General features: G+C 52.5%; 12 protein-coding genes and 3 pseudogenes. 9 read left to right on the top strand and 6 right to left on the bottom strand.

What is annotated here, in order from left to right; translation table 11 throughout:
- Positions 1-9 precede the first annotated feature (9 nt).
- From cydC to trxB, 3 genes are all read right to left on the bottom strand, one after another.
- On the bottom strand, positions 10-1,731 hold the full coding sequence (gene cydC, locus HV345_RS15400) for a cysteine/glutathione ABC transporter ATP-binding protein/permease CydC (RefSeq protein ID WP_181635772.1): 1,722 nt from the start codon (positions 1,729-1,731) through the stop codon (positions 10-12).
- Positions 1,732-3,498 (bottom strand): cysteine/glutathione ABC transporter permease/ATP-binding protein CydD, encoded by a 1,767-nt coding sequence (cydD, locus tag HV345_RS15395; protein WP_181635771.1) that lies wholly within the window; start codon positions 3,496-3,498, stop codon positions 1,732-1,734.
- A 114-nt stretch (positions 3,499-3,612) separates the two neighbouring features.
- Positions 3,613-4,581, bottom strand: a complete 969-nt coding sequence (trxB, locus tag HV345_RS15390) for a thioredoxin-disulfide reductase (protein ID WP_016152427.1) — start codon at positions 4,579-4,581, stop codon at positions 3,613-3,615.
- 547 nt (positions 4,582-5,128) lie between these two features.
- On the opposite strand from trxB, the gene lrp reads away from it, so the two are divergent.
- The 8 genes and pseudogenes from lrp to HV345_RS15350 all read left to right on the top strand — a co-directional run bounded on the left by lrp (position 5,129) and on the right by HV345_RS15350 (position 17,095).
- The gene (gene lrp, locus HV345_RS15385; protein ID WP_002439523.1) at positions 5,129-5,623 is read left to right on the top strand and encodes a leucine-responsive transcriptional regulator Lrp; all 495 of its coding nucleotides are present in this window, start codon (positions 5,129-5,131) and stop codon (positions 5,621-5,623) included.
- 134 nt (positions 5,624-5,757) lie between these two features.
- Entirely contained in the window at positions 5,758-9,663 is a 3,906-nt protein-coding gene (gene ftsK / locus HV345_RS15380; RefSeq protein WP_181635770.1) for a DNA translocase FtsK, read from the top strand.
- 111 nt (positions 9,664-9,774) lie between these two features.
- On the top strand, positions 9,775-10,386 hold the full coding sequence (lolA, locus tag HV345_RS15375; protein WP_003831898.1) for an outer membrane lipoprotein chaperone LolA: 612 nt from the start codon (positions 9,775-9,777) through the stop codon (positions 10,384-10,386).
- Positions 10,387-10,396: 10 nt separating this feature from the next.
- Positions 10,397-11,740, top strand: coding sequence for a replication-associated recombination protein RarA (gene rarA, locus HV345_RS15370; RefSeq protein ID WP_016152429.1), 1,344 nt, complete (start codon positions 10,397-10,399; stop codon positions 11,738-11,740).
- Positions 11,741-11,832: 92 nt separating this feature from the next.
- Positions 11,833-13,125, top strand: coding sequence for a serine--tRNA ligase (gene serS, locus HV345_RS15365; protein WP_181635769.1), 1,293 nt, complete (start codon positions 11,833-11,835; stop codon positions 13,123-13,125).
- A 236-nt stretch (positions 13,126-13,361) separates the two neighbouring features.
- Positions 13,362-15,807, top strand: a pseudogene (gene dmsA / locus HV345_RS15360) (dimethylsulfoxide reductase subunit A).
- A gap of 10 nt (positions 15,808-15,817) precedes the next feature.
- Positions 15,818-15,883: pseudogene (locus tag HV345_RS15355) on the top strand (dimethyl sulfoxide reductase subunit B); the annotation flags it as partial.
- A gap of 60 nt (positions 15,884-15,943) precedes the next feature.
- Positions 15,944-17,095 carry an IS30-like element IS30 family transposase gene (locus HV345_RS15350; RefSeq protein ID WP_001254932.1) on the top strand — a complete coding sequence of 384 codons (1,152 nt, stop codon included), beginning with the start codon at positions 15,944-15,946 and terminating at the stop codon, positions 17,093-17,095.
- On the opposite strand, the pseudogene HV345_RS15345 reads toward HV345_RS15350, so the two are convergent.
- The 3 genes and pseudogenes from HV345_RS15345 to HV345_RS15335 all read right to left on the bottom strand — a co-directional run.
- Positions 17,079-17,342 (bottom strand): annotated as a pseudogene (locus tag HV345_RS15345) (transketolase); the annotation flags it as partial. The gene HV345_RS15350 and the pseudogene HV345_RS15345 sit on opposite strands and share 17 nt — an antisense overlap.
- 12 nt (positions 17,343-17,354) lie before the next feature.
- A complete protein-coding gene (locus tag HV345_RS15340) occupies positions 17,355-18,620 on the bottom strand; it encodes a PTS ascorbate transporter subunit IIC (protein ID WP_046274698.1) in 1,266 nt (421 codons plus the stop codon).
- A gap of 16 nt (positions 18,621-18,636) precedes the next feature.
- The gene (locus HV345_RS15335) at positions 18,637-18,912 is read right to left on the bottom strand and encodes a PTS sugar transporter subunit IIB (protein ID WP_016152439.1); all 276 of its coding nucleotides are present in this window, start codon (positions 18,910-18,912) and stop codon (positions 18,637-18,639) included.
- 121 nt (positions 18,913-19,033) lie between these two features.
- Between HV345_RS15335 and HV345_RS15330 the strand changes: the two genes are divergently transcribed.
- Positions 19,034-19,882 carry a MurR/RpiR family transcriptional regulator gene (locus HV345_RS15330; protein ID WP_181548111.1) on the top strand — a complete coding sequence of 283 codons (849 nt, stop codon included), beginning with the start codon at positions 19,034-19,036 and terminating at the stop codon, positions 19,880-19,882.
- Positions 19,883-19,908 lie beyond the last annotated feature (26 nt).

Below are 19,908 nucleotides of genomic sequence, written 5' to 3'. Positions count from 1 at the left end.
AATAATAGCTTACAGACGTTGCTTAAACTGGTAATAACGCCCCTGCCTGGCTAACAGATCTGCGTGATTACCTTGCTCAATAATTTGTCCGTTGTCCATTACTATTATTTGATCAAAACGTGACAGCCCACGCAGACGATGTGTAACCATTAATACGGTTTTGTTGCGCATGACATCGCTAATTAATTCAAGCATTTGACTTTCCGTTGTGGCATCCAACCCTTCGGTAGGTTCATCCAGCAGCATCAGCGGAGCATCGTGCAATAAGGCGCGGGCGATAGCCAGACGACGGAGCTCGCCGCCAGAAAGCTGACGACCGCCTTCGCCCAGCCAGGCGTTGAGTCCATCATCCTCAAGCAGTTTGTCCAGACCGACGCGGCACAACATCGCGGTTAAGGCGTCATCGCCGGCGTGCGGTGCCGCCAGCAACAGGTTATCGCGAAGCGTAGCGCTGAACAGATGCACGCGCTGTGGCACGACGCTGATACTCTGGCGCAGCGTGGCTTCACTAAGGGTCGCAATCGGCTGTTCGTTAATCAGGATCTCGCCACTCTGCGGATCCCATGCGCGGGTTAACAATTGCAATAACGTTGACTTACCACAGCCGGTGCGACCGAGAATCGCAATGTGTTCACCGGGGGTGGCCTGCAGGGAAAGTGTATCGAGCGCCTTTTGCGCCTGTCCTGGATAGCTGAACGACACATCGCGTAGCGTAAGGGTTACCTGCTCTGAAACCGAGGAACCCGCATCCGGGAAGGTCACTTCTGGCTGCTGTTCGGTCAGTTCGGTGATGCGCAGCGCAGAGGCAATAACCTGGCCGAGATGCTGAAACGCGCCGGTGACAGGCGCTAACGCTTCGAACGCGGCTAGTGCACAGAAGACAAACAGCGCGATCAGTGCGCCTGGCTGGGTGTTACCGCCCACGCCGCCTGAGGCCATCCATAGCATCATAATCACTGCCAGCGCGCCGACTAACAGCATGACCGCCTGCGACAACGCCGTTAATTCAGACTGGCGTCTCTGGGCTTCGTGCCACTGCAGCTCGGTGGCTTCCATTTGAGCGCGGTAGCGTTCACTGGCGCCAAAAATGGTCAATTCAGCCTGGCCCTGTAGCCAGGAGGTTAACTGCTGACGATATTGCCCACGCAGATGCGTCAGACTTTGTCCGGTGCTTTTGCCTGCATGATAAAAGAGCGGGGGCAGAATAAATAAGGTCAGCAGCATAATACCGCCGAGGGTGATAGCCAGCGTGAAATCGAGAACGCTTAGACCCAGCGTGACCACCATGATGACCACAAAAGCCCCTACCAGCGGGGAGATCACGCGCAAGTACAGATGATCGAGCGTGTCGACATCAGCCACCACGCGGTTAAGTAATTCACCCTGTCCATAACGGGACAGGCCCGCAGGAGAGAGCGGCAGTAGTTTGCTGAAGGTATAAATACGCAAATGCTGCAGCACACGGAACGTTGCGTCATGGCTGACCAGTCGTTCGAAATAACGCCCCGCGGTGCGGGTGATCGCTGCGCCGCGTACGCCTGCGGCAGGGAGCATATAGTTAAAGCTGTAAATCCCGGTGACGCCAACCACCGCAGAAGCCGACAGGAACCAACCTGAAAGCGTCAGTAAGCCAATACTTGCCAGCAGCGTGACGATCGCCAGAACGATCCCCAGCGTTAACATCCATTTGTGACGTTTATACAGCGTCAGATAAGGTAGCAAAGCGCGCATTTAGATGTCCTCCTGACGGTGAGCCAGTAATGTCGCAAAAGCCCCGTTGGCTGAGCTAAGTTCGGTCCAGGTACCTTGTTCAACGATCTGTCCGTCCTGCATCACCCAGATAGCGTCCCAGTCAGCAAGATCTTCCAACTGGTGCGTCACCATCAGCGTGGTCTGGCGGCGAGATGCCGCGTTCAACGCCTGCATCACGCGTTGTTCGCTGTGCGCATCAAGGCTGGCGGCGGGTTCGTCCAGCAGCAGTAACTGACAAGGATTGAGTAAGGCACGAGCAACGGCAACGCGCTGCGCTTGCCCGACGGAAAGTCGGGCCGCCTGATCGCCGACTGGCGTATCCACGCCCTGCGGCAGCAGCGGTAAAAACTCGCTGACCCAGGCGCTGTCGAGTGCGGCTTGTAGCTGTTCTTCGCTGGCATCGGGGCGAGCCAGCAGAACGTTTTCGCGTAACGTGGCGGCAGGAAGCTGCGGATTTTGCCCGACCCATGACAGCTGTTTACGCCAGGAATCAGGTGACAGGTCGCGAAGTTCAAAGCCGTTAATTCGCAGCGATCCCCGATAAGAGAGGAAACCGGACAGGACATTAAGCAGCGAACTTTTACCGGAACCGCTGCGTCCAACCAGCACTGCGCGTTGACCGGCTGCCAGGGTAAAGTTGAGCGGGCCGGCCAGCACTTTACCTTCCGGCGAAGTGATAATCAGATCGTGTGCCTCAATTGAAGCGGCGTCTTTCGTCGCCAGCTCAATGTCGCCACGCTCTGGATGAGCCAGCGGGGTTTCCATGAAAGTTTTCAGACTATCAGCTGCACCAACGGCTTGCGCTTTGGCGTGATAAAACGTGCCCAGATCGCGCAGGGGCTGGAAAAACTCCGGCGCCAGAATGAGCGCGAGGAAGCCTGCTGCCAGCGTGACGCCCGTCCCGTAGTGGCCGAAATCGAGCTCTCCGAGGTAGGAAAAACCGAAGTAAACCGCCACCAGCGCAATAGACAGAGAGGTAAAGAACTCAAGGACACCGGATGACAGGAACGCCAGGCGCAGGACTTCCATGGTGCGCTGGCGGAAATCTTGCGACGCAGCGCGGATGCTTTCCGTTTCGGCTTCACCGCGACCAAATATTCTTAGCGTTTCCATGCCCCGCAGACGATCGAGGAAATGACCGCTGAGGCGGGCAAGAGCCTGAAAATTGCGGCGGTTAGCATCGGCAGCGCCCATACCGACCATTGCCATAAATAACGGGATCAGCGGGGCTGTTCCGAGCAGAATAAGGGCGGCTACCCAGTTTGACGGGAATACCGCCGCCACAATCAATAATGGGACGCATACGGCCAGCGCCATTTGCGGCAGATAACGTGCATAATAATCATGCATATCGTCAATCTGTTCCAGGATCAGCGTGGCCCAGCTTCCGGCCGGTTTGCCCTGTATCCAGGCCGGACCAGCCTGTTGCAGACGGTCAAGCACCTGGCGGCGAATTTCAAAGCGAATATGTTGCCCTGCGTGAAACCCGACCCGTTCGCGTAACCAGACGACCCATGCCCGCAGGATGAAAATCAATACCAGCACGATGAACGGAAGCAGCAGCGCCTCTCGGGGAATATTGGCCATGATCATATGGTCCAGAATGCGGGCCATGAGCCAGGCCTGAGCGACGATTAACAGACCACTCACGAACCCCAACAGGCGTGAAATGTTCAGCCATCGTTGGGAAATTACACTTTGCTGTTTTAACCAGCGGGTCAGCTCTTTTTGACGGGTTTTATTCATTGCACGCTTAGCAGGTGAGTTATTGGAATTTTTGGGCAGGGCAATGTTACAACGAGGCAAAAATAAAGGCGACTTATAGTCGCCTTTTTTACTTTTGTTACTGATTTGTAAAACTTATTTGCAAGCGTCCGCCAGACCGTCGAGATAACGTTCTGCATCAAGCGCGGCCATACAGCCTGTGCCCGCAGAGGTGATCGCCTGGCGATAAATATGATCCATCACGTCACCGGCTGCGAAGACCCCCGGAATGCTGGTTTGTGTGGCATTACCGTGAATACCGGACTGAACTTTGATGTAGCCGTTTTCCAGTTCAAGCTGACCGTCGAAAATGGCAGTATTCGGGCTGTGACCGATAGCGACAAACAATCCGGCAACGTCAAGTGACTCCACATTGTCAGTGTTTTGCGTATCGCGCAGGCGCAGCCCGGTTACGCCCATTTGATCACCGGTTACTTCTTCCAGCGTGCGGTGGGTGTGCAGCACGATGTTGCCGTTTTCAACTTTATCCATCAAACGCTTGATGAGAATTTTCTCAGCGCGGAAACTGTCGCGACGGTGAATCAAATGCACTTCAGATGCGATATTCGCCAGATACAGTGCTTCTTCAACCGCAGTGTTGCCACCGCCAATCACCGCAACTTTTTGGTTACGGTAGAAGAAACCGTCGCAGGTTGCGCAGGCGGAAACGCCGCGGCCTTTGAATGCTTCTTCTGAAGGCAGGCCCAGGTAACGTGCTGATGCGCCGGTAGCGATGATCAGTGCGTCACAGGTGTACTCTCCGCTATCGCCGGTCAGACGGAAAGGGCGGTTTTGCAGATCAACTTTGCTGATGTGATCAAAAATGATTTCTGTATCAAATTTGGTCGCATGTTCGTGCATACGCTCCATCAGCAGCGGGCCAGTGAGATCGTGCGGATCGCCAGGCCAGTTTTCCACTTCTGTTGTTGTGGTCAGTTGACCACCTTTTTCCATACCGGTAATCAGTACCGGTTGCAGGTTAGCGCGTGCAGCGTAGACCGCAGCGGTATATCCCGCAGGGCCTGAGCCCAGAATAAGAAGTTTACTGTGTTTGGTTGCGCCCATGAGATCCCCATTGTTGTTGGCAGGCAATGAGCAGGATTGTAGGGAATTTACAGGCGTAAAAAAAGAGTATGGCGATTTTGTTAACAATATGTGTAATAGAAGAAACCGATGAGCGGGGGAATTAGTCGTAATACTATAACGATTTCTACTAAAAATCGGTCAGTTATAAGGTGATAAAATGACGATTTTCCATCACTGCGAATGAATAACTGGCATGTTGTACTAAAAATCGATGTTTTGCTTTGACAATCACCTGCTGTTTTGCGAAAACAGTCAAGGAAGAAAAAAAATGTGTCATGTATGTGCTGCATAATCATGCATGTAGATACCATGTTTACCGTGTTAGCGAAATCTACGCATGGTGTGGACAGATGCCATTCGTGATGTCGATAGCCGCCGACAGGCAACGGTCTTCTCACCATAAGCCCAGGCATTACAAACCGAAAATCCCTCTGGGTTGCGGTTTATTTTGATGGGTAGCGACTCTGAACAGTGATGTTGGTAGAGTCAGGCAGGAGTAGGGAAGGAATACAGAGAGACAATAATAATGGTAGATAGTAAGAAGCGCCCTGGCAAAGATCTCGACCGTATCGATCGTAACATTCTTAATGAGCTGCAAAAGGATGGGCGTATTTCTAACGTCGAGCTTTCTAAACGTGTGGGACTTTCACCAACGCCCTGCCTTGAGCGTGTGCGTCGGTTGGAAAGACAGGGTTTTATTCAGGGCTATACAGCGCTGTTAAACCCGCATTATCTGGATGCATCACTTCTGGTTTTTGTTGAGATTACTCTGAATCGTGGCGCCCCGGATGTGTTTGAGCAATTTAACTCTGCAGTACAAAAACTTGAAGAAATTCAAGAGTGTCATTTGGTTTCCGGTGATTTCGACTATTTGTTGAAAACACGCGTACCGGATATGTCGGCGTACCGTAAGCTGTTGGGGGAAACCCTGCTGCGTCTGCCGGGCGTGAATGACACACGTACTTATGTCGTAATGGAAGAAGTCAAACAGAGCAATCGTCTGGTAATTAAGACGCGCTAACACGGAACAGGTGCAAAATCGACGCAGTTTGATTACACTCCTGTTAATCCATACAGCAACAGTGCCGGGGCAACCCGGTGCTGTTGTCCGTTTTAGCATCGGGCAGGAAAAGCCTGAAACCTGGAGAGCCGTTTTTGAGCCAGGAATACACTGAAGACAAAGACGTCACATTGACGAAGTTAAGCAGCGGGCGCCGACTCCTGGAAGCGCTACTGATCCTTATTGCCCTTTTTGCCGTCTGGTTGATGGCTGCCTTACTCAGCTTTAACCCTTCGGATCCCAGTTGGTCGCAAACCGCGTGGCACGAACCTATCCATAATCTGGGGGGAATACCCGGAGCATGGCTGGCAGACACACTGTTCTTTATTTTTGGCGTCATGGCCTACACCATTCCCGTCATCATTGTCGGCGGCTGCTGGTTTGCATGGCGACACCAGGCCAGCGACGAATACGTCGATTATTTTGCCGTTTCGCTGCGTATTATTGGCGTTCTGGCGCTGATCCTTACCTCCTGCGGGCTTGCCGCAATCAATGCCGATGACATTTGGTATTTCGCCTCTGGCGGCGTGATCGGCAGCCTGCTCAGCACCACGTTGCAACCATTACTGCACAGTAGCGGCGGTACGCTGACGCTATTGTGCATTTGGGCTGCGGGATTAACGTTGTTTACCGGCTGGTCATGGGTGAGCATTGCGGAAAAACTGGGTGGCTGGTTACTCAATATCCTGACGTTTGCCAGCAACCGTACCCGCCGCGACGATACCTGGGTCGATGACGAAGAATATGAAGATGAAGATGAGTCTTTCGACGCCGCTGATGGCAAACCTCATGAATCGCGTCGGGCGCGTATTCTGCGCGGTGCGTTAGCGCGCCGTAAGCGTCTGGCGGAGAAATTTACCAACCCGCTTGGCCGTCATACTGATGCTGCGCTGTTTTCCGGCAAACGCATGGATGATGAAGACGAAATTGAATACAGCGCTCGTGGCGTTGTTGCCGATCCTAACGATGTGCTGTTCTCCGGTAATCGTGCGACGCTGCCTGAATATGACGAACTTGACCCACTGCTGAATGGCCATTCGGTGACAGAGCCAGTTGCCGTCGCAGCGGCAGCGACAACGGCAGCTCAGGCCTGGAGCGCACCGGTTGATCCGCTGCTGCAAACATCGCCAGTGACCAATACGGTTATGGAACAACCGGCCCCAGCCGTAGCCTGGCAAGCCGTGCCTGGTCCGCAAACCGGTGATGCGGTGATTGCGCCAGCGCCTGAGGGTTATCCTCAGCCAGCTCACTACGCACAGCCACCGGTGCAGCAGCAGTATGAACCATGGCAGCAGCCGGTTGTGGAAGAAAGTCCGCAGCCGCAGGAATTTACCGCGGAGCACAACTGGCAGCCGGAACCTGCATATCAGCCGGATCCCGTGCAGCCGCCTGTTTATCAGCCGGAATCAACCTTTCAACAAAACGCCGCGTTCCAGCAGCCTGCGGTTGAACAACCGCCTGTAGTGGAACCTGAGCCGGTAGTTGAAGAGGTTAAACCGACTCGTCCGCCACTCTACTATTTTGAAGAAGTTGAAGAGAAACGTGCACGTGAGCGCGAGCAACTGGCCGCCTGGTATCAGCCGATTCCAGAGCCTGTTCAGGAGCCTGAACGTGTTAAGCCGTCTATGCCGACGGCAGCATCCATACCGCCCGTTGAGTCAGTTGCTGCCGTTGCGCCGCTTGCCGCCGGGGTGAAAAACGCCGCTTTAGGGGCGGGTGCGGCTGCCGCAGCACCTGTCTTTAGTCTTGCAGGTAGCGGTGCGCCGCGTCCACAGGTAAAAGAGGGGATTGGTCCGCAGTTACCGCGTCCGAATCGTGTGCGCGTGCCTACTCGTCGGGAGCTGGCGTCGTATGGCATAAAACTGCCGTCACAACGTATGGCTGAAGAGAAAGCGCGCGAAGAGCATCTTGATACAGATGCGTACAGTGACGAAGAAATTGACGCAATGCAGCAAGATGAGCTGGCGCGTCAGTTCGCCCAGTCGCAGCAGCACCGCTATGGCGACGAGTATCAGGATGATGCCAGTCAGACTGATGATGATTCAGCCGCAGAAGCGGAACTGGCTCGCCAGTTTGCCTCTTCCCAGCAGCAGCGCTATTCCGGTGAACAGCCTGCCGGGGCGAATCCGTTCTCGCTTGATGACTTTGAATTCTCTCCAATGAAAACGCTGGTGGATGATGGTCCGCATGAGCCGCTATTTACTCCAGGCGTAATGCCGGAGTCTGCACCGCAGTACCAGCAGCCTGTCGCACCACAACAGCATTACCAGCAACCGGCGCAGCCTGTCGCACCACAGCAGCATTATCAGCAGTCAGCGCAGCCAGTCGCACCGCAGCAGCATTATCAGCAACCGGCGCAGCCTGTCGCACCGCAGCAGCATTATCAGCAACCGGCGCAGCCTGTCGCACCGCAGCAGCATTATCAGCAACCGGCGCAGCCTGTTACACCGCCGCCGCAGGATAGTCTGATCCATCCGCTCCTGATGCGTAATGGCGACAGTCGTCCGGCGCACCGTCCAAGTACGCCGTTGCCATCGTTGGATCTGCTCACGCCGCCGCCGAGTGAGGTTGAGCCGATAGATACTTTTGCTCTGGAGCAAATGGCTCGTCTGGTGGAGGCTCGTCTGGCGGACTTCCGCATTAAAGCCGATGTGGTGAACTACTCACCTGGTCCGGTTATTACTCGCTTTGAGCTTAATCTTGCTCCTGGAGTTAAAGCGGCGCGAATTTCCAACCTGTCGCGAGATCTGGCGCGTTCATTGTCGACCGCAGCGGTACGCGTGGTCGAGGTCATTCCGGGCAAACCGTATGTCGGGCTGGAGTTACCCAACAAAAAACGTCAAACCGTTTATCTGCGCGAAGTGTTGGATAACGCCAAATTCCGTGATAACTCATCTCCGCTGACCGTGGTACTGGGTAAAGATATTGCGGGCGAACCGGTGGTTGCCGATCTGGCGAAAATGCCGCACCTGCTGGTGGCAGGGACAACCGGTTCCGGTAAGTCGGTTGGGGTGAACGCCATGATCCTCAGCATGTTATACAAGGCGCAGCCGGAAGACGTTCGCTTTATCATGATTGACCCGAAAATGCTGGAACTGTCGGTTTATGAAGGCATTCCGCATTTGCTGACTGAAGTTGTGACCGACATGAAAGATGCTGCCAACGCCCTGCGCTGGAGCGTCAATGAAATGGAACGTCGCTACAAGCTGATGTCGGCGCTTGGCGTACGTAACCTTGCCGGTTATAACGAAAAAATTGCTGAAGCCGCCCGTATGGGGCGTCCGATTCCGGACCCGTACTGGAAGCCGGGCGACAGTATGGATGTTCAGCATCCGGTGCTGGAAAAACTGCCGTATATCGTTGTGCTGGTGGATGAATTCGCCGACCTGATGATGACCGTGGGTAAAAAGGTGGAAGAACTGATTGCTCGTCTGGCGCAAAAAGCGCGTGCGGCGGGGATCCACCTGGTGCTGGCGACCCAGCGACCGTCGGTTGACGTTATCACTGGTCTGATTAAAGCGAACATCCCAACGCGTATCGCCTTTACTGTGTCCAGTAAAATTGACTCGCGTACCATCCTTGACCAGGGCGGAGCGGAATCGCTGTTGGGTATGGGTGACATGCTTTATTCCGCACCAAACTCAACGATCCCTGTGCGTGTACACGGCGCCTTTGTACGTGATGAAGAAGTTCACGCTGTGGTTCAGGACTGGAAAGCGCGCGGTCGTCCACAATACGTTGACGGCATTACGTCTGACAGCGAAAGCGAAGGCGGCGGTGGCGGCTTTGATGGTGGCGAAGAGTTAGATCCGCTGTTCGATCAGGCGGTAAACTTTGTCACTCAGAAACGCAAAGCCTCAATCTCCGGCGTCCAGCGTCAGTTCCGTATCGGTTACAACCGAGCGGCGCGTATCATCGAACAGATGGAAGCGCAGGGAATTGTCAGCGAGCAAGGGCATAATGGTAATCGTGAAGTGCTGGCTCCACCGCCCTTCGAATGATTGCAAAGTTAAGTAATTCAGTATTTTCTACTTTCCTCATGCTGATTTTTGGCCTGAAATGGATAGCAGAGGGATCTCCCCGTTGGGAGTGACGTATTTTGAGGAATAACGATGAAAAGAATCGCAATCACCTGTGCATTATTGTCGAGCTTTGTGGTGAGCAGCGTCTGGGCAGATGCTGCCAGCGACCTGAAAAGCCGCCTGGATAAAGTCAGTAGCTTCCATGCCAGCTTTACTCAGAAGGTCACGGACGGTAGCGGTGCGGCGGTGCAGGAAGGTCAGGGTGACTTATGGGTTAAACGTCCTAATCTGTTTAACTGGCATATGACGCAGCCTGACGAGAGCATCCTGGTTTCCGATGGTAAAACACTGTGGTTCTTTAACCCGTTTGTTGAGCAGGCGACTGCGACATGGCTGAAAGACGCCACGGGCAACACGCCGTTCATGCTGATTGCGCGTAACCAGGCCAGCGACTGGCAGCAGTACAATATTAAGCAAAATGGCGATGATTTCGTGCTGACACCAAAAACCAGCAGCGGTAACCTTAAGCAGTTTACTATCAATGTTGGGCGTGACGGGACGATCCACCAGTTCAGCGCCGTTGAACAAGACGATCAGCGCAGCAGCTATCAGCTGAAATCTCAGCAGAATGGTGCGATTGAACCCTCTAAATTCACCTTTACCCCGCCGCAAGGTGTAACGGTTGACGATCAACGTAAGTAGAGGCGTGTGAGTGAGCAATCTGTCGCTCGACTTTTCTGATAATACTTTTCAGCCGCTGGCCGCGCGTATGCGGCCAGAAAATTTAGCGCAGTATATCGGCCAGCAGCATCTGCTGGCTGCGGGCAAACCCTTGCCGCGCGCCATCGAGGCCGGGCATCTGCACTCCATGATTTTATGGGGACCGCCGGGGACCGGGAAAACGACGCTTGCCGAAGTTATTGCCCGTTACGCTAACGCCGATGTCGAACGAATTTCGGCAGTTACGTCTGGCGTTAAAGAAATTCGTGAAGCGATTGAGCGTGCGCGTCAGAACCGTAACGCGGGTCGACGCACGATCCTGTTCGTGGACGAAGTTCACCGTTTTAATAAAAGCCAACAGGATGCGTTTTTACCGCATATTGAAGACGGTACCATTACGTTTATTGGCGCCACCACTGAAAACCCCTCGTTTGAGCTCAACTCGGCGCTGTTGTCGCGTGCACGCGTTTATCTACTGAAATCGTTAACTTCCGATGACATTGAACAGGTGCTGGACCAGGCGATGTCAGACAAAGCGCGTGGTTATGGCGGCCAGGATATTGTTCTGCCGCCAGAAACGCGTCGGGCTATTGCCGAACTGGTTAATGGTGACGCGCGGCGGGCGCTGAATACGCTGGAAATGATGGCCGATATGGCCGAAGTTGATGATTCCGGCAAGCGCGTATTGAAACCAGAATTGCTCACCGAAATTGCCGGTGAACGTAGTGCGCGTTTCGATAATAAAGGCGATCGTTTTTACGATCTCATCTCCGCATTACACAAGTCGGTACGTGGAAGCGCCCCAGATGCGGCGCTTTATTGGTATGCGCGAATTATTACCGCTGGTGGCGATCCGCTGTACGTTGCCCGTCGCTGTCTGGCGATTGCCTCAGAAGATGTCGGCAATGCCGATCCCCGCGCCATGCAGGTGGCGATTTCCGCATGGGACTGTTTTACCCGCGTGGGACCCGCGGAAGGCGAACGCGCGATTGCTCAGGCGATTGTTTATCTGGCCTGTGCGCCTAAGAGTAATGCGGTTTACACCGCCTTCAAAGCCGCGCTGTCTGATGCCCGCGAACGTCCGGATTACGACGTGCCGGTTCACCTGCGCAATGCGCCGACTAAGCTGATGAAAGAGATGGGCTACGGTCAGGAGTATCGTTATGCCCATGATGAGCCTAATGCCTATGCCGCCGGAGAAGAGTACTTCCCGCAGGAAATGGCACAAACGCGCTATTATCGCCCCACAAACAGAGGTCTTGAAGGCAAGATTGGCGAAAAGCTCGCCTGGCTCGCCGGACAGGATCAAAATAGCCCTATAAAACGCTACCGTTAGTGTTATCGTTGCGGTAATGTTGTCTCTGTATCCCTGTGACCGCAGGCTGTGGTCACTTTCTCCTATTTTAATTCGATAAGCACAGGATAAGCATGCTCGATCCCAATCTGCTGCGTAATGAGCCAGACGCAGTCGCAGAAAAACTGGCAAGCCGGGGCTTTAAGCTGGATGTAGATAAGCTGCGCGCTCTTGAAGAGCGTCGTAAAGTTCTGCAGGTACAAACTGAAAACCTGCAGGCAGAGCGTAACTCGCGATCGAAATCCATCGGCCAGGCAAAAGCGCGCGGGGAAGATATCGAGTCTTTACGTCTGGAAGTGAACAAACTGGGCGAAGAGCTGGATGCCGCGAAAGCTGAACTTGATACCTTACAGGCCGAGATCCGCGACATTGCGCTGACTATTCCTAACCTGCCAGCGGACGATGTTCCGGTGGGTAAAGATGAAAATGACAACGTCGAAGTCAGCCGCTGGGGTACTCCGCGTGAGTTTGATTTCGAAGTGCGCGATCACGTTACCCTGGGTGAAATGCACACGGGTCTTGATTTCGCCGCTGCGGTTAAGCTGACCGGCTCTCGTTTCGTGGTCATGAAAGGGCAGATTGCGCGTATGCACCGTGCGCTGTCTCAGTTCATGCTGGATCTGCATACTGAACAGCATGGCTATAGCGAAAACTACGTCCCGTATCTGGTTAACCATGACACGCTGTACGGTACAGGCCAACTGCCGAAATTCGCTGGCGATCTGTTCCATACCCGTCCGCTGGATGAAGAAGCTGATAGCAGCAACTATGCGCTGATCCCAACGGCAGAAGTTCCGCTGACCAACCTGGTGCGCGACGAAATCATCGATGAAGATGCGCTGCCGATCAAAATGACTGCGCATACGCCGTGCTTCCGTTCTGAAGCAGGTTCTTACGGTCGTGACACGCGTGGTCTGATCCGTATGCACCAGTTCGATAAAGTTGAGATGGTGCAGATTGTTCGCCCGGAAGATTCGATGGACGCGCTGGAAGAGATGACCGGCCATGCCGAGAAGGTCCTGCAACTACTGGGGCTGCCGTATCGCAAAATTATCCTGTGCACTGGCGACATGGGCTTCGGCGCATGCAAAACTTACGATCTGGAAGTGTGGATCCCGGCGCAGAACACCTATCGCGAAATCTCCTCTTGCTCCAACGTGTGGGATTTCCAGGCTCGTCGTATGCAGGCGCGTTGCCGCAGCAAATCCGACAAAAAGACTCGTTTAGTGCATACTCTGAACGGTTCCGGTCTGGCGGTTGGGCGTACGCTGGTTGCGGTGATGGAAAACTATCAGCAGGTTGATGGCCGCATTCAGGTTCCGGAAGTATTACGTCCGTACATGAATGGCCTAGAATTCATCGGTTAAGCTACCTTTCTCTGCTAAAAAAGCGCCTCAGGGCGCTTTTTTTATGCCCGCTTGACGTCGGACAATAACGACTACTCCCATAGGGGTAATACTGACTTCGAATGAAAGTCAGTATTTTTCTCTGTCTTTTAGCAAATTCAGTTTCTACCAGCCCGTATATCGATATTAACGTTATATAAAAAACTATACATCGAATATTTGTATTTTGTTTATTGTGAGCAGCAGAGTGAGCCACTATGAAAACTAAGATCCCCGATGCCGTGCTGGCAGCTGAGGTTACTCGCCGCGGTTTGGTGAAAACGACGGCGATAGGCGGACTGGCGGTGGCCAGTAGCGCGTTTACCCTGCCATTTACCCGTATTGCAAATGCTGCAGAAGCCCTTAATCCGACACCGATTAATGAGAAAGTGATCTGGAGCGCGTGTACGGTAAACTGCGGCAGCCGCTGCCCGCTGCGTATGCATGTGGTCGACGGTGAAATAAAGTATGTCGAAACCGACAACACCGGCGATGACAACTATGACGGTCTGCACCAGGTACGCGCCTGTCTGCGTGGTCGATCCATGCGTCGCCGAGTCTATAATCCCGATCGTCTGAAATACCCGATGAAACGCGTTGGTAAGCGTGGCGAAGGAAAATTTGAGCGCATCAGTTGGGATGAAGCCTACGACATCATTGCCAGCAATATGCAGCGTCTTATCAAAGACTACGGCAATGAGTCTATCTACCTGAACTACGGTACCGGTACGCTGGGTGGCACTATGACGCGCTCGTGGCCGCCGGGTAAAACTCTGGTGGCACGGTTGATGAACTGCTGCGGCGGCTATCTTAATCACTACGGTGACTACTCTTCAGCGCAAATCGCTGCCGGGTTGAACTATACCTACGGCGGCTGGGCTGACGGTAACAGCCCGTCCGACATTGAAAACAGCAAGCTGGTGGTTCTGTTCGGTAATAACCCTGGTGAAACCCGTATGAGCGGGGGTGGGGTAACTTATTACCTTGAACAGGCGCGACAGAAATCCAATGCCCGCATGATCATTATCGATCCCCGTTATACGGATACCGGTGCGGGGGCGTGAAGATGAATGGATCCCGATCCGTCCTGGTACTGATGCGGCGCTGGTCAATGGTCTGGCGTATGTCCTGATCACCGAAAACATGGTTGACCAACCGTTCCTCGACAAATACTGCGTGGGTTACGACGAGAAAACCTTACCGGCCGACGCGCCGAAGAACGGTCACTATAAGGCGTATATTCTTGGGCAGGGTAAGGATGGCATTGCCAAGACCCCGGAGTGGGCGGCGCAGATTACCGGTATTCCCGCTGAACGTATCGTCAAACTGGCGCGTGAAATAGGTAGCGCTAAACCGGCATACATCAGCCAGGGGTGGGGGCCGCAGCGTCATGCTAACGGTGAAATAGCGACCCGCGCCATTTCTATGCTCGCTATCCTGACCGGTAACGTTGGGATCAACGGCGGCAACAGCGGGGCGCGTGAGGGCTCATACAGTTTGCCGTTTGAGCGTATGCCAACGCTGGAAAACCCTGTTGAAACCAGCATCTCGATGTTCATGTGGACGGACGCGATTGAGCGAGGCCCGGAGATGACGGCCCTGCGCGACGGCGTACGCGGCAAAGACAAGCTCGATGTTCCTATTAAGATGATCTGGAACTATGCCGGTAACTGTCTGATTAACCAACACTCTGATATTAACCGCACGCATGAAATCCTCCAGGACGAGAAGAAGTGCGAGATGATCGTCGTCATCGACTGTCATATGACTTCCTCGGCGAAATACGCAGACATTTTGCTGCCGGACTGCACTGCCTCCGAACAGATGGATTTTGCGCTGGATGCCTCATGCGGGAACATGTCCTATGTGATTTTCACCGATCAGGCGATCAAACCACGCTTCGAATGCAAGACTATCTACCAGATGACCAGCGAGCTGGCGAAGCGCCTTGGCGTTGAGCAGCAGTTTACAGAAGGTCGTACTCAGGAAGAGTGGATGCGCCATCTGTATGAGCAGTCGCGCAAAGCGATTCCTGAACTGCCTACATTTGAAGAATTCCGTCAGCAAGGGATCTTTAAACAGCGCGATCCGCAAGGGCATCATGTGGCGTATAAGGCGTTCCGAGAAGATCCTAAAGCCAATCCGCTGACCACGCCGTCAGGTAAGATCGAAATTTATTCGCAGCAGCTTGCCGAGATCGCGGCAACCTGGGAACTGCCGGAAGGTGATGTAATCGATCCGCTACCGATTTATACCCCAGGCTTTGAAAGCTTAAACGATCCGCTGGTGGAGAAATTCCCTTTGCAGCTGACCGGCTTCCACTATAAGTCTCGCGTTCACTCGACCTATGGCAACGTCGATGTCCTGAAAGCATCCTGCCGCCAGGAAATGTGGATCAACCCGATGGATGCGCAGCGACGCGGTATTAACAACGGCGACAAGGTACGTATCTTTAACGATCGTGGTGAAGTGCATATCGAGGCGAAAGTGACGCCACGTATGATGCCCGGCGTGGTGGCATTGGGCGAAGGGGCCTGGTATGACCCGGATGCAAAACGCGTGGATCAGGGCGGTTGTATTAACGTCCTGACGACCCAGCGTCCGTCTCCTCTCGCAAAGGGGAATCCGTCACACACGAACCTTGTTCAGGTTGAAAAAGCGTAAGGAGTAACCGATGACAACCCAGTATGGATTTTTTATTGATTCCAGCCGTTGCACCGGTTGCAAAACCTGCGAACTGTAGATTCAATTGGTCAACGCAACAGTTATGTGAAAACATGGGGTTGCGGAGGTTTTTTGAATGAGACGAACATTTACAGCAGAGGAAAAAGCCTCTGTTTTTGAACTATGGAAGAACGGAACAGGCTTCAGTGAAATAGCGAATATCCTGGGTTCAAAACCCGGAACGATCTTCACTATGTTAAGGGATACTGGCGGCATAAAACCCCATGAGCGTAAGCGGGCTGTAGCTCACCTGACACTGTCTGAGCGCGAGGAGATACGAGCTGGTTTGTCAGCCAAAATGAGCATTCGTGCGATAGCTACTGCGCTGAATCGCAGTCCTTCGACGATCTCACGTGAAGTTCAGCGTAATCGGGGCAGACGCTATTACAAAGCTGTTGATGCTAATAACCGAGCCAACAGAATGGCGAAAAGGCCAAAACCGTGCTTACTGGATCAAAATTTGCCATTGCGAAAGCTTGTTCTGGAAAAGCTGGAGATGAAATGGTCTCCAGAGCAAATATCAGGATGGTTAAGGCGAACAAAACCACGTCAAAAAACGCTGCGAATATCACCTGAGACAATTTATAAAACGCTGTACTTTCGTAGCCGTGAAGCGCTACACCACCTGAATATACAGCATCTGCGACGGTCGCATAGCCTTCGCCATGGCAGGCGTCATACCCGCAAAGGCGAAAGAGGTACGATTAACATAGTGAACGGAACACCAATTCACGAACGTTCCCGAAATATCGATAACAGACGCTCTCTGGGGCATTGGGAGGGCGATTTAGTCTCAGGTACAAAAAACTCTCATATAGCCACACTTGTAGACCGAAAATCACGTTATACGATCATCCTTAGACTCAGGGGCAAAGATTCTGTCTCAGTAAATCAGGCTCTTACCGACAAATTCCTGAGTTTACCGTCAGAACTCAGAAAATCACTGACATGGGACAGAGGAATGGAACTGGCCAGACATCTAGAATTTACTGTCAGCACCGGCGTTAAAGTTTACTTCTGCGATCCTCAGAGTCCTTGGCAGCGGGGAACAAATGAGAACACAAATGGGCTAATTCGGCAGTACTTTCCTAAAAAGACATGTCTTGCCCAATATACTCAACATGAACTAGATCTGGTTGCTGCTCAGCTAAACAACAGACCGAGAAAGACACTGAAGTTCAAAACACCGAAAGAGATAATTGAAAGGGGTGTTGCATTGACAGATTGAATCTACAACGCTCAATTTTGCCTTTTTGATGCAGCATGGCGTACTGAGCAGCAACCGCATGACCTTTGCTCATGACCACGCGAGCGCGAGGGGCGCAGGAGAAGTCCACCTCTTGATCGTAAATCCAGGTCAGAATGTCGATGATGGACAATGCACCGCCAGGATGGCCAATGCCTGATTCATAAATCATGGTGACAATATCCCGGCGAGCAGCCAGTGCATGGGATTTCAATTCGTCAATATTCATGTTCATTCCTTATCAGGGCAACATTTTGCCGATGTAATAAACCACTAAGCCGAGGGCGACAAAATCTGTCTCAGGGAAGCTAGTACCGGACAATCCCACCGATTCCATGATGGGATAGATGAGTGCCGGGCCAATACCAATTAATATGCCAGTGACAAAGCTACCGGCGATGGCCCCTTTCCAGCCTCCTGACGCATTACCGAAGACGGCGGCGGTAGCACCAATGAAGAAGTAGGGGATGGCGACGGGGATAATGACCGTTTGCCCAATTAATGCGAGTACCCCCATAACCACCAATCCACCCACAAAGGAAGAGATGAAACCTAAAACGGTGGCGGTTGGGGCATACGGAAAGACGACTGGGCAATCCAGTGCGGGTTTGGCGTTCGGGATAAATTTTTCAGAGATGCCCAGAAATGCCGGGACTATTTCTGACAACAGCAAGCGAACGCCGGTGATGATGATATAAAGCGATGCGGTAAACGTGAGTGACTGGAATAGCGGATAAACCAGCCAATGCATTCCACCGGCGGCGGCCGTTACCGCTTCTTCGCCTGCGGCAAGCGCCGCGATGTAATAGAAAATACTGACAGAGATGGACACGGAGACGATGTAGTCTTTAAAAATCCCCAACCATCCGGGAAGATTTAGCTTTTCTGTTGACTGCTTAGGATCACCCACTTTCGAACCGATCCATCCCGATAGCGCGTAGGCCAGAGTAACGTAATGACCCATCGCGATTTCATCATTACCGGTAATCTTACGCATCCACGGCTGAGCGATAGCTGGATAGACACAGGCCGCAAGCCCCAGCAGTATGGAGCCGACGATAATTGTTGTTACATCGCTGTAGCCAAGCGCCTTAAGCGTAACGGTTAAGAGGGCAGACAGATACAGATTATGTTGACCCGTTAGGAAGATGTATTTGAACGGCGTTACGCGGGCAAAAAACAAGTTCCAGCCGAAACCAACGACCATGATGAGTGAAACGCACATGGCAAACTTGGTTTGTGCCAGCCCTGTTAACGCTTCGGCTAACGGCATCACTCCTTTCAGACCGAATCCATCGCTGAATAAGGTCTGAAAATTACCTAAGGATGTCACCGCAATCCCTGCTCCGCCGGCAAATACCAGAAATCCGACGATGGTTTTAAAGGTACCAGAAAGCACTTTTTCGATGGGTTTACGCTGGATAAGCAAACCAATTAGCGCAATAAAGCCAACTAAAAGTGGGGTTACACCCAAAATGTCGAATACAATGAACTTTAGGAGATCCATATTTCCCCCGGAGAGGTTAGTTGTTTTGAACAACGCTAGTGAGCGCAGATTCCATTTCTTCGCTGTTCATCAGATCGGTGATACCGATTGCTCTGAACCCGGCGGCTTCTACCTCATCGGTCAGGTCGCTCATGGTGATCACGAAGTCGATGTTTTGCCAGGTTCGTAGCCCTGACAGGACATCGTGTTCAAGATCGATATCCCAGCCATGTTTATCGATGACTTTTTGGGCTTTGATTTTCAGCATTAGCGAACTGCCCATACCGGTACGACAGACGATTAGACCTTTCATTAGACGTTCTCCTGTTTGTAAAAATAATTATTTTTAATTATCATTGGTGCGATAAAAATTATTATCGCAAAGCCGGGCAAAGTATGTGACAGCATTTGCATTTTGTGCAAAAAGGCGAAAAATGAGTCAGATAGATACTAATTTATTGATTAACATAAGAAATGGGGCTTCAGAGCTTAGTCCGATCCTGGAAAAGGTAGGGCGTTTTATCACTGAAAATCCTGATTTTGTGATGCGGCATACGATAACCGAGCTGGCCGATTCTATTGATACCAGTGAGGGGAGCATCACTCGTTTTTGCCGCGCCTTTGGTTTTAAGGGGTTTTCTGATTTCAGAACGGCTCTTGCACTGGAGCAAGGAGCTGCACGGCCGAATGATGGAGGAAGTGAGGAGACGGCGGCGGTACTGGCGAGCGTTTGTGACAGTAATGCCATCATCGACAGCAAAGAGTTGCAGGCGGTTGCGACCTGGTTAAATCAGCTCAGTAATATTGCAATTTATTCGGTAGGTACTGCGGTGCCGGTGGCGTTATTCCTGCAAATCAATCTGGTGCAGATGGGGAAAATAGCCAGTTATATCGACCGATTTTATCCGGCGGCTATCTCTCCGTTGGCGGACAGCCAAAAAACAGGGATTATCGTTATTCATACAGAACAAGTCTCTACCGATATGATGCAGTCGCTGACGCTAGCGAAGGAACAAGGCATAAAAATTCTCTCGTTAACTCGCGGATCGTTTGCGCCATTAAATCGGCTTTCTGACTGGAATTTGCAGGCGGCGGTTGCGTTACAGGGGGAAGGTGAGTCTGGTTTTGCTGAAATTGCTGGTGCGATGATGGTGGCGGATCGCATACTCAGTGCTCTGGAAGAGCAGGATGAGCGTTACGTGCAGTGTCGTAAAGCACACCAGAAACGTATTTTCTCTATTGAAAGCGTGACCAATAAACTTTCAGAATATTTTATGTCGTAGGCATCGAACGTTGGCGTCGCGCTACT

The sequence above is a fragment of the Citrobacter sp. RHBSTW-00986 genome (genome assembly GCF_013783065.1).
In the GTDB taxonomy this organism is placed as follows: domain Bacteria; phylum Pseudomonadota; class Gammaproteobacteria; order Enterobacterales; family Enterobacteriaceae; genus Citrobacter; species Citrobacter braakii.
The sequence above is the reverse complement of the archived record's forward strand: the minus strand, read 5'-3'. Positions and strand labels throughout refer to the sequence as shown.

Bases quoted from the DNA above. Each gene is read 5' to 3' on its own strand.
- lolA (WP_003831898.1), top strand. From the start codon at position 9,775: ATGAAAAGAATCGCAATCACCTGTGCATTATTGTCGAGCTTTGTGGTG.
- HV345_RS15335 (WP_016152439.1), bottom strand. From the start codon at position 18,912: ATGAAAGGTCTAATCGTCTGTCGTACCGGTATGGGCAGTTCGCTAATG.
- cydD (WP_181635771.1), bottom strand. From the start codon at position 3,498: ATGAATAAAACCCGTCAAAAAGAGCTGACCCGCTGGTTAAAACAGCAA.
- cydC (WP_181635772.1), bottom strand. From the start codon at position 1,731: ATGCGCGCTTTGCTACCTTATCTGACGCTGTATAAACGTCACAAATGG.
- HV345_RS15350 (WP_001254932.1), top strand. From the start codon at position 15,944: ATGAGACGAACATTTACAGCAGAGGAAAAAGCCTCTGTTTTTGAACTA.
- lrp (WP_002439523.1), top strand. From the start codon at position 5,129: ATGGTAGATAGTAAGAAGCGCCCTGGCAAAGATCTCGACCGTATCGAT.
- HV345_RS15330 (WP_181548111.1), top strand. From the start codon at position 19,034: ATGAGTCAGATAGATACTAATTTATTGATTAACATAAGAAATGGGGCT.
- trxB (WP_016152427.1), bottom strand. From the start codon at position 4,581: ATGGGCGCAACCAAACACAGTAAACTTCTTATTCTGGGCTCAGGCCCT.
- serS (WP_181635769.1), top strand. From the start codon at position 11,833: ATGCTCGATCCCAATCTGCTGCGTAATGAGCCAGACGCAGTCGCAGAA.
- HV345_RS15340 (WP_046274698.1), bottom strand. From the start codon at position 18,620: ATGGATCTCCTAAAGTTCATTGTATTCGACATTTTGGGTGTAACCCCA.